Below are 12,746 nucleotides of genomic sequence, written 5' to 3'. Positions count from 1 at the left end.
GATCGTTCCCGGCAGGCGTCGGCGTCGCGACCTCGTTACAGCGAGCAGGCCGGCGGCTTCCGGGAGAGCGGGGCAGTCCGCGAATGCTCCCGGCCTCACAGGCGAAAGCGCGCAAGTCCGAACGCCAGCCCGACATTCGCGAGCGCCACGGCCGCCAGCGCCCACAGCGTCGCGCCGGCGCCGGCGCCAGCGAGGAGGAGGCCGGCCGCGAAGGGCGCCGCCGCCTGGCTGACCAGGTTCGGCGCCGCAAGGCGCCCCATCACGACGGGGTACCCGTCGGCGCCGAACAGAGCGAGCGGCGCCGTGCCCCGGGCGATCGACCATACGCCGTTGCCGGCCGCGTAGAGGAGCACGGCGAGCGCGGCGCTTCCGGCGCCGAGAGCGAGCAGGGTCACGCCGAGAGCCACGAACGCGCCCGCCGCCAGAAGGGTGGCGGTCGGATGCAGGCGGCCGCCCGCCATCATCTCGACGATTCGGGCCCCGACCTGCGCGGGGCCGATCAGCGCGCCGATCGCGACGGCGGCGGCGAGCGACAGCCCCTGGGCCTGCAGGATCGTCAGCAGGTGCACGGACAGCGCGGTCTGGACGGCGCCGTTCAGCATCAGGATCACGGCGAGCATGCAAAAGGCGCCGCGCTCCCGCGACGTCCACGCCCCGGGCTGGACGATCGCGGCCGCGCGCAGCTTCCGGGCCTCCCGCGGCAGGAGGGCGAGCAGGGCGGGAGCCATGACGGCGACGTGGAGGGCCGCGTAGGCCAGGCAGGCGCCTCGCCAGCCCAGGCGCTCGACCGCGAGCGCCGACAAGGGCCAGCACACCGTGCTGGCGAAGCCGCCGAACAGCGTGACCGCGGTGATCGCCCGCCGGGCGGACGCTCCGAAGATCCGGCCGAGCGTCGAAAACGCCGCGTCGTAGAGGCCGGCGCCCATTCCGATGCCGAGGGCCGCCCAGCCGACGAGGTAGACAGGCAGAGTGGGCGCAAGGCCGACCGTCGCGAGACCCGCGCCGATCAGAAGCGAGCCGGCGGCCATGGTGGGCCTGCCGCCGAAGCCGTCGATCATCCGGCCGACGAACGGCGCGACCAGGCCCGAGGTCAGCAGGCCGATCGAGCCGCCGCCGACCACCCAGGGCAGGGGCCATCCGGTGTCGGCGGCGATCGGCTGCGCGAGCACCGCGAGCAGGTAGTAGCTGGAGCCCCAGGACAGGATCTGCGCGACGCCAAGCAGCGGGATGACACGCCGTGCGTGGCGAGACCAGGCGTCCGCCGCCGCCCCGTCCACGCTTCAGACGGCCTGCTTCAGCGAAACCCGGGCCTCGAGCGCCGCCGCGCTCTCCTTCCGCTCGCTGTAGCGGTCGGTCAGGTGGTCGGAGACGTCGCGGGTGAGGAGCGTGAACTTCACCAGCTCCTCCATCACGTCGACCACGCGGTCGTAATAGGGCGAGGGCTTCATCCGGCCGTCCTCGCCGAACTCCTGAAAGGCTTTCGCGACCGAGGACTGGTTCGGGATCGTTAGCATCCGCATCCAGCGGCCCAGCACGCGCATCTGGTTGACGGCGTTGAACGACTGCGAGCCGCCCGAGACCTGCATGACCGCGAGCGTGCGCCCCTGCGTCGGCCGCACCGATCCGACCGAGAGCGGGATCCAGTCGATCTGGGACTTCATCACGCCCGTCATGGCCCCGTGACGCTCCGGGCTCGTCCAGACCTGCGCCTCCGACCAGAGCGAGAGCTCGCGCAGCTCCTGCACCTTGGGGTGATCGACCGGCGCGTCGTCCGGCAGCGGCAGGCCCGCGGGATCGAACACCCGCGTCTCGCAGCCGAGGCGGTCGAGCAGCCGCCGGGCCTCGAGCGTCAGCAGGCGGCTGTAGGAGACGGGCCGGAGCGAGCCGTAGAGCAGCAGGACGCGGGGCGGGTGGGTCGACCGCGGGCCATGGAGCCGCGAGAGATCGGTCGCGCGAAACGCGTCCACGGCGAGATTCGGAAGGTCGGTCACGAGAGGTCGCCTTTCGAAGGCTTGGGGCCGGCGTCCCGGGACGCCGACGCGGCGAAGGCCGCGGCGATCTCGGGACGCCCCGCGCAGCAATCCTTGAGAAGGAAGGCGGCGAGCCCCTGCACCGCGTCGAGATCGGCGCGGTAGACGATCAGCCGGCTCCGCCGCTCCGACCGCACGAGGCCGGCGCGCGCGAGGATCGCGAGATGGGTCGAAAGGGTGTTGTGGGGCACGCCGAGCCCGCGTGCGATCTCGCCGACCGGCAGCCCCTCCGGCTCGTGCAAGACGAGCAGGCGGAACGCGTCCAGGCGCGTCGGCTGGGCCAGCGCCCCAAAGGCGTCGATGACGTCTTGTCTGTCCATATGTCGACATATGCCGACATATGGCCACCGGTCAATGGGCAGACGCATTGGCGGTGGGGCGAAGTGCTGAGATTGCTGCGCCGCGAAGAATGTTCTTGCGACGCAACGTGGTTTTCGCCACGATGACGACCGTTCGACGGACTCGGGCCTCGCTCCGGGTGGCTCATCCCGGCGCCTATCCCCGGGCTACCTCACGCGCCCAAGTGCTTGAGCTTCACGCCGCTCCGCGGCGCGGGCGCGCTCCCTTCGATCCGGAACCTCAAAATGACCGCACTTGAAAGAGTGCGACGCGACTGGCTTGGCAATGTCCGTGGGGACGTGCTGGCCGGGATCGTGGTCGCGCTCGCCCTCATCCCCGAGGCCATCGCCTTCTCGATCATCGCGGGCGTCGACCCGAAGGTCGGCCTCTACGCGTCCTTCTCCATCGCCTGCCTGATCGCCTTCGTCGGCGGCCGGCCCGGCATGATCTCCGCCGCCACCGCCGCGACCGCGGTCCTGATGATCACGCTCGTGCGCGAGCACGGCCTGCAATACTTGCTCGCCGCGACCGTGGTCGCCGGGATCCTGCAGGTCCTCGCGGGGCTCCTGCGCCTCGGCGTGCTGATGCGCTTCGTGTCCCGCTCGGTGATGACCGGGTTCGTGAACGCGCTCGCCATCCTGATCTTCATGGCCCAGCTCCCCGAGCTGACCAATGTGCCATGGCTGACCTACGTCATGGTCGCGGCGGGGCTGGCCATCATCTACCTGCTGCCGCGCCTCACGACCGCCGTGCCGTCGCCGCTCGTCTGCATCCTGGCCTTGACCGCAGTCTCGCTGCTGTTCCACCTCGATCTGCGCACGGTCGGCGACATGGGCGAGCTGCCGTCGACGCTGCCCGTGTTCCTCCTTCCCGACGTCCCCCTCACGCTCGAGACCCTGCGGATCATCCTGCCGTACTCGGCTGCGGTGGCGGCGGTCGGCCTGCTCGAATCCCTGATGACGGCCTCGATCGTCGACCAGATGACCGACACGCGCAGCGACAAGAACCGCGAATGCGTCGGCCAGGGCGTCGCCAACTTCGTCACGGGGTTCTTCGGCGGGATGGCGGGCTGCGCGATGATCGGCCAGTCGGTGATCAACGTGAAGTCCGGCGGCCGCGGGCGACTCTCGACCTTCGTGGCCGGCGCATTCCTGCTGTTCCTGATCGTGGTCCTGAGCGACTGGGTGCGGATCATCCCGATGCCCGCTCTGGTCGCGGTCATGATCATGGTCTCGGTCGGCACCTTCAGTTGGTCCTCGATCGGGAACCTCCGGACCCATCCGTGGCAGTCGAGCGTCGTCATGCTGGCGACCACGCTCGCGACCATCGGGACCCACAACCTCGCCATCGGCGTGCTGACCGGGGTGGCGCTGTCGGCGGCCTTCTTCGCCTGGAAGGTCTCGCACTCCTTCACTGTCCGCCCGACCTCCTCGGAGGACGGCGCCGAGCAGGCCTACGAGGTCGAGGGACAGGTGTTCTTCGGCTCGGCCGGGACGTTCGTCGACGCCTTCGACTTCGCGCCCGACGTGAAGCGCGTGCGCATCGACGTGACCCGCGCGCATGTCTGGGACCTGACGGGCGTCGCGGCTCTCGACGCGGTGGTGATGAAGTTCCGACGCCTCGGGGCGGAGGTCGAGGTCGCGGGCCTCAACCATGCCAGCGCCACGATCGTCGACAGGCTCGGCGTCCACGACAAGCCGGGCGCCGTCGACCCGCTCGCCGTCCACTGACCGCGCCGGAGGGGCGACTCAGCCGTTCAGAACCGCGGCGGTCGCCTCACGCAGCCGCCGTTTGTCGTCCGCGGTGACAAGCGCGACGTCGGCCCGCTCCATGGCCAAAACGGAGTGGCGCCGCGCGGCCTGGGCATAGCGGCCGTCGCCCATCCGGGCGAGCGTCCCGAACGCCTTTTGAAGACGCAGGCCAATCTCGACGACGCCCGCGCCGTCGCGTGCGATCCCTGTGAAGATGTCGTCGAACAGGTCGTCCGGTTCGATCGCCGGCACGTGGACGCGAGGGAACGCGACGCCGCCGCCGTCGCCGGGCGTGGGGGGCTCCGCCCAGAGCGCCAGAACGCGCACGGCGCGGCCGATCACGTCGATGGCCGTGCCGGGATCATTGATCCCCGGAGAGAGCGCCCGCGAGGCGATTTCCGACAGGACGCAAACGCCGAAGCGGGGATCCTGGTCGTAGGAGCGGACGTCGTCGAGCGTGAAGCAACTGCGGACGCGGGCGTCGAGGTCGTCCCCGTCGAGCCCCTGCGCCCAGGAGAGCGGCTGCGACGGATCAACGAACTTGCCCGGAAGGATCGCGACGAAGATCCGGCCCTTGCCGTCTTCCGCGATCGCCGACAGCGCCGCCACGTCGAGATGCTGGAGGTAGCCGATCGATTGCGCGTGGATCGGCCGGGCCGAAGGCGGCGGCGCGCCGGGGTCGTCGAAGCGGACGCCGCCCATATGCGGACGATCGCGGCGCGCGCGCATCGCGTCGGCGGCGACCTTCTCGACGCGCGCGGTGGTCTCCGTCACCCGCCCGAGCCTCGAGAGATGGTCGATCCACCTGAGAAGAGTGACCACGATCAGAACGATGACCACGATGGTGACGACGAACAGGACCACGCGCCCCTGGGCGCCATAGGCGCCCGTGCTCAGCGTGACGATGCCGACGAGGCTGAACAGGAACGATCCCAGAAAGGTCGCGAGGACGTTCTGGGTGGTCGTGTCCTCCATGACGAGCTTCGTCGCGCGCGGCGTCACGTTGCTGGTCGCGGCGGAATAGGCGGAGACCATGATGTTCAGCGAGAACGTCGTCACCGCCAGCATACTCGAGGCGATGATGCCCAGGATGTTGTCGACCGCGTCGGCGCCGATCTTGGTCGGCAGATCGGCGGGGATGTAGGGACTGAGCACGATCGCCATGAGGGCGGTGGCGACCGCTCCGACCGAGAACAGGCTGGCGCGGAACCAGATGCGTCGGGTGACGACGGTCAGAGCCCAGGCCCACCGCGACGTCATCGAAAAACCTCGCGAGCGCGCCCTGGCCTTGGCGCAGCTGTCCTGATTGTTCCGCGGCCGTTCGGCGTGACGCCAGAGCGTCCGGCTAAGCGGCCGCCGGCGCTCAAACGGGTCGGGGCCTCAACGCGGGCTCCAGTTTCGCGATCCGTAGGATCGCCCAGCCGATGACGCCGGCGGTCAGCGAGCCGAGCAGGATGCCGAGCTTGACGTCGTTCTGGAGCTCGACGTTGGCCGCAGAGGCCGGCAGGCCGATGGGGATCGCGACGAAGGGCGTCACGCCGTGCAGCGCGTGTTCGAGCCGGTGGCCCGCGGCGGCGCCGTCGAGGAACGCGCGGAGCATTGAGATGGGGCGACGCAGCGGGGCGAGGGTCATGGGCGCTCGAATTCAAGGAGACCGCCCACTTAGCTAGGCCTCCGACCTTGCGATCAACCGAGGCCGCAATCACGACGGCGGGAGGGTCGCCGGGCGCAGTGTGGCGGACTCGGGTTGGGCATCGTCAAGGCGCCCTTCAGTTCTCGAACCTGAGCCTTGGGCTCCCGGAGCCGGAGGCGCCGCCATGGCCGACGTCTTGGGCACGACGCCGAGCACCCTGCCGCGCGCGAGCTACGACGTGGTCGGTTCGGCCGTCTGTCTGGCTGGCGCGGCCATCATATTGTTCGCCGCGCGGACCGGACCGGACCGTCGATCAACGTCGCTCGGCCGGGACGACCTCGCCGTCCTCCTTGGTGAAGTCGCCGGGCAGCGGCGCGGGCAGGATCTCGAGGACGGTCTCGGAGGGGCGACAGAGCCGGACGCCGCGCGCCGTGAACACGAAGGGGCGGTTGATCAGGATCGGATGCTCGAGCATCGCGTCGAGAAGCCGGTCGTCCGAGACCGACGGGTCGTCGAGGCCGAGCTCCGCGAAGGGCGTGCCCTTCTGGCGCGCCGCCTCGCGGACGGTCAGTCCGGCGGAGGCGATCGCCGTCACGAGCGCGTCGCGCGTGGGCGGCGTCTTCAGATATTCGACGATCGTCGGCTCGATCCCGGCGGCCCGGATCATCGCCAGCGTGTTGCGCGAAGTGCCGCAGCCGGGATTGTGCCAGATGGTGACGGAGGGGGTCATGGGCGCGGCCTTCGTCAGGCTCGGGGCGGCGTGACGGACGCCGGGGCGGCGCGCACGCCGCGCGCCTCGTACCAGGGCTTGGAGCGGTTCACGATCCACACGACGGACAGCATCACCGGCACCTCGATCAGCACGCCGACCACCGTCGCGAGCGCGGCGCCCGATTTGAAGCCGAACAGGCTGATCGCCGCCGCGACCGCGAGCTCGAAGAAGTTCGAGGCGCCGATCAGGGCCGATGGGCCGGCGACGCAATGCGCCTCGCCGGTCGCCCGGTTCAGCAGATAGGCGAGGCCGGCGTTGAAATAGACCTGGATCAGGATCGGAACCGCGAGCAGCGCGATGACGAGCGGCTGGGCGATGATCTGCTCGCCCTGAAAGGCGAACAGGAGCACCAGGGTCGCAAGCAGGGCGGCGAGCGACAGCGGCTGGATCCGCGCCAGCAACCGGCCGAGCGCGGCCTCGCCTCCGGAGGCCAGGACCCGGGACCGCAGGATCTGGGCCGCGATCACCGGCGCGACGATGTAGAGGCCGACCGACAGCATCAGCGTCGCCCAGGGCACGGTGATGGAGGACAGGCCGAGCAGCAGGGCGACGATCGGCGCGAAGACCACGATCATGATCGCGTCGTTGACCGCGACCTGGCTGAGCGTGAACAGGGGATCGCCCCTGGTCAGGTTCGACCAGACGAACACCATCGCGGTGCAGGGCGCGGCGGCGAGCAGGATGAGGCCTGCGATGTAGCTGTCGATCTGGTCGGCGGGCAGATAGGGCCGGAACAGCCAGCCGACGAACAGCCAGCCGAGCAGCGCCATCGAGAACGGCTTCACCGCCCAGTTGATGAACAGCGTGACGGAGATGCCCCGCCAATGCGCCCCGACCTCGCGCAGCGCCGCGAAGTCGACCTTGATCAGCATCGGGATGATCATCAGCCAGATCAGCACGGCGACGGGCAGGTTCACGTTCGCGACTTCGAGCGCGCCGATCGCCTGGAACAGGCCGGGCGCGGCGTAGCCGAGCCCGACGCCGGCCACGATGCACAGGAAGACCCAGACGGTCAGGTAGCGTTCGAACAGGGACATGGAGGGCGCTCGGTTGGGGTCAGGCGGCGGACGGATGCGTCGTGCCGATCTCGTCGAGGCGGCGCTGCAGCGAGAGCTTGTCGATGGTCTTGAGCGGCAGGTTGACGAAGATCGAGATGCGGTTCGTCAACATCCGCAACGTGTCGGCGAAGGCGAGCGCCCGTTCGGTCTTGGCGCCCTCGACCGCCGCGGGGTCCGGCATGCCCCAATGCGCCGACATGGGCTGGCCCGGCCAATAGGGGCACTGTTCCCCGGCCGCGTCGTCGCAGACCGTGAACACGAAATCGAGCCTCGGCCCGCCCGGCGCGGCGAATTCGTTCCAGCTCTTCGAACGGAGGCCCGAGACGTCGAAATTCATGCGCCTGAGAAGGTCGAGCGCCATCGGGTGGACCTCGCCTCGCGGATGGCTTCCGGCCGAGTAGGCCTTGAAGCGTCCCCGTCCCTCGCGGTTCATCACGCACTCCGCGAGGATCGACCGCGCGGAGTTGCCCGTGCACAGGAACAGCACGTTGTAAGGGGCGGCGTCGCCCTCAATCGGCTTCATCTCGCTTCTCCCGGGTTGATGAACGGGGACCGCAGCCGCAGTTCCCCTGCAGGGTTTCGAAGATCGGGGCGCAGACCTCGGGATGGCCGTCGCAGCAGTCCGTCAGCAGGTAGCCGACGAGGTCCCGCATGGCGTCGAAGTTCGCGCGATAGAGGATCTGGCGCCCGTCCCGGACCCCGGTGACCAGCCCGGCGCGCGACAGGATCCCGAGATGGGTCGACAGCGTGTTCTGGAGGGCCCCCACCGCGTCGGCGACCGCGCCGGCGGGAAGCGCGTCGGGCGCCTTCGTCATCAGGAACCGGAAGATCCGCAGGCGGGTCGACTGGCCGAGCGCCGAAAGCGCGTCGAGCGCCGCGGCCTCGGCGGGATGGTCGGCGGCTGGCGGCGAAGGAAGCGCTGCGGCTGGCGACATGTCGTCCCCGATGAAAGCGTGTCACAACACATAAATCGATAAATCGACGATTGTCGATATGTTTTTGGAGGCCGTTCCGTCGCTAGGGCCCGACGGACGGAAGCGCCCCCCGACCGGCGGCGGCAGGCTACGGCGAAGCGCGCCGACCCTCTTGAAGGGCCGATCGCGAATTCGCATTTTTTCGGCGTCGGCCGTTCAGAGGCCGAGGAGAGGCGCGTTCAGGCGCCGTTTCGTATCCGTGTCGCTCTAACGGAGGATGTGGTTATGAGCTCGATCGATTGTCCCCTGTTCGCCGATCGTCGGTCCGATCCGACCGGATCGCGGCGCCGCCCGAACATTTTGGGAGGCTAGCGCCGACGACGGCCGACGCCTCGTGCAACCGCAAGTCGCAGATGCGAGATTGGAGATGATTAGAATCGATCCCACATGCGGCCCCGTTTGCGCGCCTGGCGCAGCGGGCTTCCAAACGATCTTCTCCCACCCGTCGGAGGTGCTGGCGGACAAAAAGATGGACGTCGAGAGCAAGCGCGCCCTGCTTGCGTCCTGGGCGTCGGACGCGCGCGCGGTCGAGCACGCGCCGATGTTGAGGCAGCTCGACAGCGGCGCCGTCGTCAAGCTCGACGACGTCCTGTCGGCCTTGCGAAGTCTGGACGCCGACCAGGTCGCGACAGTGCGCCTCTTCTCCAGCGCGGCGGACAGGCGGCGCAAGCCGCCGCTTCGTCTCTTCGGCCGGCGTCCGACGCGACCGGAGGATCCGGACGATCCCCACGAGCCGCCGCCGGCCGCCGCCGCCCGACAGATCGTGCTGGAGGCGGAGGCGGCGTGACCATGGCGGGAGCCCGAGACCGGCCTTACGACGCGGTCACGAACGAGCCGGGCTGGAAGGCCGCCCGAACCGGCGAGGTCGGCCCGCCGTCTCAAGCGGCGCCGACGCGAATGGGCGCCTGCCTGAACGTGGGATGAACCTTCTTATTAGAAAAGGTTCAGATCGGTCCGTTTAGGTTCCATGCCTGCTTCGGGCTGGCCCCCGCCGGGAAAAGGCGCTGGACGTATTTCCGCCCCTCTGCGTCCAGACTGCAAGAAGCATGGCCCGGCCGTTGGGGAACGGTCGGGCCGCATCCTGATCTCCAAAGCAAGAGCCGGGAGCGGCCGCGGGCGCCCGAACGGGAACCCGTTTCGGTCTGGCGGCATCGTCAGTTGCTGAAATGGCGTCCCGGAAGGGATTCGAACCCCTGACCTACGGTTTAGGAAACCGTTGCTCTATCCTGCTGAGCTACCGGGACGCGGCCGGCGCAAAGGGCGTGGCGGGTCGTTGCGTAGCATTTTCGTCCGCGACGGCAAAGCGCGATGCCGCCGTGCGGGCTCCTCCGGGCCGCATTGGCGGCGGCGGAAGGCCGACTCCGCGGGATGGGCGTCTGGTCGGTCGCCCCTCGTGCGGCCGCTGGCGCACGCCGTCCGAGCGCCCGATCATGCGGCCGCCTCGATCCCCCGCCGCGCGTTAGAAAAACGAAGGGAATCCAAATCTAAACACATAATAATAATGTGTCTTTTCAGCACCTTACCAAGCTAAATCAGCCTCGCCACATGCGTGGCGGATTGATGGCGGCTCTGCGATCCCGCACAACCTTGGCGACTGCCCGTCGTGGCGGATGACGATGCGTGTGTGGGGGACATTCGGGGATGGCTCGTCTCAAGAAGCCAGTCTGGTTGCTGGGAACGGCAAGTGTAGCGATGCTGGCGGCGGCCGTCCCCGCCGCGGCGCAGGAGGGCGCGACCGCGCTTCCGGAGCTCACGGTAATCGGCACGACGCCGCTCGGCGGCGACGGCCTGGACCGGGACAAGGTTCCGGCGAACGTCATCAGCGTCACGTCGGACACGCTGCGCGGGGCGAACGCCCCAACGGTGCAGGACGCGCTCTCGCGGACGACGCCGAGCGTCAGCATCAACGACGTGACCGGCAACCCGTTCAACAAGGAGCTGTTCTTCCGCGGTTTTCAGGCGTCCCAGCAGAACGGCGCGCCGCAGGGCCTCGCGGTCTACCAGAACGGCGTGCGCCTGAATGAGTCCTTCGGCGACACGGTGAACTTCGAGTTCATACCGACCGTCGCGATCGACCAGCTCGACATCTGGACCAACAATCCGGTCTTCGGCCTCAACGCGCTGGGCGGCGCGCTCAGCTTTCAGACCAAGAACGGCTTCACGTATCAGGGCACGGAGTTCGAGTTCCAGGCGGGTTCGTTCGGCCGTTTCGAGGGCTCCGGCCAGTACGGCGTCCAGGTCGGCAACTGGGCCGGCTATCTCGCGATCGAAGGCGCCCGCGACGGCGGCTGGCGCGACTTTTCCGAATCGAACCTGAAGCGCGTGTTCGGCGACGTCGGCTACAAATCCGACAGCGCCGAGATCCACCTCAACTTCACCTACGCCGACTCCAAGCTCGGCGTGGTCGGCCCGACGCCGTTCGAACTGCTCGATCAGCGCCGCCGCAACGTCTACACCGGCGACCAGATCAACGAAAACGAGATGGGCATGCTGAACTTGCAGGGCAAGTTCGAGCTGTCCGACGCCTGGTCGCTGCAGGCCAACGCCTATTATCGCAAATACAAGTCCGACCGCGTCGACGGCAACGACACCGACGTACGGCCGTGCCCCGAGGATGGTCCGGACGCCGGCTTCCTCTGCCTCGAGGCGGACGATTTCGGCGCGGAAGAGGGCGATTCGCGCCTGCTCGTGCGCGACCCCGTCACCGGGCGGCCGATCCGCAACACCTTCTACCCCGAGGACGAGGACGATTTCGGCCCGGGCACGACGCCGGGCTCGATCGAGCGCTCGCGCATCCGGACCGACGCCGCCGGCGGCACGCTTCAGGCCACCAACCAGTCCGAGCTGTTCGGCTTCAAGAACCACTTCGTGGTCGGGGCGGCCTACGACTTCGGCAAGACCGACTTCCAGGGCAGCAGCGAGCTCTGCATCATCCCCGGCGACCTGCAGTGCATCGGCACCGGGCAGAGCTACTACACCCAGATCCCCGGCGGATTGACGCCCGTCGACATCACCGCGAAGAACCATTATTTCGGCCTGTATGCCACCGACACGCTCGACCTGACGGATCGTCTGTCCGCGACGATCGGCGGCCGGTGGAACTACGCGAAGCTCACGATCAAGGACCACGGCACGCTGCAGCCGCTGAACGAGGACGGCGTCGCGGACGGCCCGGGCCTCGACGGATCGCACAAGTTCGACCGCTTCAATCCGATGGGCGGCCTGACCTACAAGATCACGCCCGCCATCACCGGCTTCGCGTCCTACTCGGAATCGAACCGGGCGCCGACCGCGCTCGAACTGGGCTGTTCCGACCCGACGCGGCCGTGCCCGCTGGAGTCGACGCTGGTCTCCGATCCTCCGCTCGACCAGGTCATCACCCGCACGGGTGAAGCCGGCTTCCGCGGCCGCCACGAGGCTCTGGGCGGCGTGCTGAACTGGAGCGCGAGCGTCTATCGCGCGAACAACACGGACGACATCCTGAACGTCCCGAGCGAGATCTCCGGCCGCGGCTACTTCCTCAACGCCGGCAAGACACGCCGCCAGGGCGTCGAGCTCGCGACCCAGCTCGTGACCGAGACCTGGATGCTCTACGCCAACTACTCCTATGTCGACGCGACCTTCCGCAAGGCGATCAACCTCGCCTCGCCGAACAACCCCGCCTCGGGCGGCTTCGGCGAGGACGATGACGACGATGACGGCGACGACGACCGCCGCGTCCAGCGCGCCCTGCCTCCCGGAGACGGCGAGATCCGCGTCAACAAGGGCGACCGCCTGACCGGCATCCCGGACCACCAGCTCAAGTTCGGCGGCGCCTATCGCGTCACGCCGAAATGGACGGTCGGCGCCGACGCCGTGATCATGGCCGGCCAGTACTACCTCGGCGACGAAGGCAACCAGAACAAGAAGGTGCCGGGCTACGCGGTGTTCAACGTCAACACCTCGTATCAGGTGACCGACCAGTTCCGCATCTTCGGCGGCATCCGGAACCTGTTCGACAAGAAGTACGAGACGTACGGCACCTATTTCGAGACCGACGACATCGGCTTCCTCGGCCTGGAGGACTCCCGCTCGCTCACGCCGGCGCGGCCGCTCTCGGTCTATGTCGGGCTGAACTACAAGTTCGGCGCGACGGCGGATCCGGTGCTGGTGAGCAAGTACTGACGCGCTCCTCCGATCGCGTCTGTTC

The 12,746-nt window shown here is 68.7% G+C and carries 13 protein-coding genes, 1 tRNA gene and 1 other annotated feature; of the genes, 4 read left to right on the top strand and 10 right to left on the bottom strand.

The features are described 5' to 3' along the window. Positions 1-95: 95 nt before the first annotated feature. Genes ACO2RJ_RS18045 through ACO2RJ_RS18035 form a run of 3 tightly spaced genes read right to left on the bottom strand, consistent with a single transcriptional unit; the run spans position 96 to position 2,350 of the window. A complete protein-coding gene (locus ACO2RJ_RS18045; protein ID WP_423269520.1) occupies positions 96-1,277 on the bottom strand; it encodes an MFS transporter in 1,182 nt (393 codons plus the stop codon). A 3-nt stretch (positions 1,278-1,280) separates the two neighbouring features. Beyond that, complete coding sequence (arsH, locus tag ACO2RJ_RS18040; RefSeq protein ID WP_423269519.1) at positions 1,281-1,991, bottom strand: arsenical resistance protein ArsH; 711 nt, start codon at positions 1,989-1,991, stop codon at positions 1,281-1,283. After that, complete coding sequence (locus ACO2RJ_RS18035) at positions 1,988-2,350, bottom strand: ArsR/SmtB family transcription factor (RefSeq protein ID WP_423269518.1); 363 nt, start codon at positions 2,348-2,350, stop codon at positions 1,988-1,990. The genes arsH and ACO2RJ_RS18035 overlap by 4 nt, the downstream gene beginning before the upstream one ends. Before the next feature lie 135 nt (positions 2,351-2,485). Then, positions 2,486-2,542: a sequence feature (sul1 is cis-regulatory element that is thought to sense ions involved in sulfur or methionine metabolism; They are found in Alphaproteobacteria), on the top strand. Between the two features lie 72 nt (positions 2,543-2,614). On the opposite strand from ACO2RJ_RS18035, the gene ACO2RJ_RS18030 reads away from it, so the two are divergent. Beyond that, positions 2,615-4,099 carry a SulP family inorganic anion transporter gene (locus ACO2RJ_RS18030; protein ID WP_423269517.1) on the top strand — a complete coding sequence of 495 codons (1,485 nt, stop codon included), beginning with the start codon at positions 2,615-2,617 and terminating at the stop codon, positions 4,097-4,099. Between the two features lie 18 nt (positions 4,100-4,117). Here ACO2RJ_RS18030 and ACO2RJ_RS18025 read toward each other — a convergent pair whose 3' ends face one another. The 6 genes from ACO2RJ_RS18025 to ACO2RJ_RS18000 all read right to left on the bottom strand — a co-directional run bounded on the left by ACO2RJ_RS18025 (position 4,118) and on the right by ACO2RJ_RS18000 (position 8,518). Continuing rightward, a complete protein-coding gene (locus ACO2RJ_RS18025) occupies positions 4,118-5,380 on the bottom strand; it encodes a DUF2254 domain-containing protein (protein ID WP_423269516.1) in 1,263 nt (420 codons plus the stop codon). Positions 5,381-5,483: 103 nt separating this feature from the next. Then, positions 5,484-5,753, bottom strand: coding sequence for a hypothetical protein (locus ACO2RJ_RS18020; protein WP_423269515.1), 270 nt, complete (start codon positions 5,751-5,753; stop codon positions 5,484-5,486). Positions 5,754-6,066: 313 nt separating this feature from the next. Further along, a complete protein-coding gene (arsC, locus tag ACO2RJ_RS18015; protein ID WP_423269514.1) occupies positions 6,067-6,483 on the bottom strand; it encodes an arsenate reductase (glutaredoxin) in 417 nt (138 codons plus the stop codon). A 14-nt stretch (positions 6,484-6,497) separates the two neighbouring features. Continuing rightward, a complete protein-coding gene (gene arsB / locus ACO2RJ_RS18010; RefSeq protein ID WP_423269513.1) occupies positions 6,498-7,562 on the bottom strand; it encodes an ACR3 family arsenite efflux transporter in 1,065 nt (354 codons plus the stop codon). A gap of 19 nt (positions 7,563-7,581) precedes the next feature. Then, on the bottom strand, positions 7,582-8,106 hold the full coding sequence (locus ACO2RJ_RS18005; RefSeq protein ID WP_423269512.1) for an arsenate reductase ArsC: 525 nt from the start codon (positions 8,104-8,106) through the stop codon (positions 7,582-7,584). Continuing rightward, positions 8,093-8,518 (bottom strand): ArsR/SmtB family transcription factor, encoded by a 426-nt coding sequence (locus ACO2RJ_RS18000; protein WP_423269511.1) that lies wholly within the window; start codon positions 8,516-8,518, stop codon positions 8,093-8,095. The genes ACO2RJ_RS18005 and ACO2RJ_RS18000 overlap by 14 nt, the downstream gene beginning before the upstream one ends. Positions 8,519-9,026: 508 nt before the next feature. Between ACO2RJ_RS18000 and ACO2RJ_RS17995 the strand changes: the two genes are divergently transcribed. Both ACO2RJ_RS17995 and ACO2RJ_RS17990 read left to right on the top strand, forming a co-directional pair. Then, the gene (locus tag ACO2RJ_RS17995; RefSeq protein WP_423269510.1) at positions 9,027-9,344 is read left to right on the top strand and encodes a hypothetical protein; all 318 of its coding nucleotides are present in this window, start codon (positions 9,027-9,029) and stop codon (positions 9,342-9,344) included. Between the two features lie 2 nt (positions 9,345-9,346). Further along, entirely contained in the window at positions 9,347-9,481 is a 135-nt protein-coding gene (locus ACO2RJ_RS17990) for a hypothetical protein (protein WP_423269509.1), read from the top strand. Between the two features lie 243 nt (positions 9,482-9,724). On the opposite strand, the gene ACO2RJ_RS17985 is transcribed toward ACO2RJ_RS17990, so the two are convergent. Then, a tRNA-Arg gene (locus tag ACO2RJ_RS17985) sits at positions 9,725-9,801 on the bottom strand. A 397-nt stretch (positions 9,802-10,198) separates the two neighbouring features. Here ACO2RJ_RS17985 and ACO2RJ_RS17980 point away from each other — a divergent pair. Further along, positions 10,199-12,721: a TonB-dependent receptor gene (locus ACO2RJ_RS17980; RefSeq protein ID WP_423269508.1), complete on the top strand. Its 2,523-nt coding sequence runs from the start codon at positions 10,199-10,201 to the stop codon at positions 12,719-12,721. The last annotated feature ends 25 nt before the right edge of the window (positions 12,722-12,746 follow it).

The organism is Hansschlegelia sp. KR7-227 (genome assembly GCF_049446035.1).
Lineage (GTDB): Bacteria > Pseudomonadota > Alphaproteobacteria > Rhizobiales > Methylopilaceae > Methylopila.
This window is presented reverse-complemented; position numbering and strand designations above follow the sequence as displayed.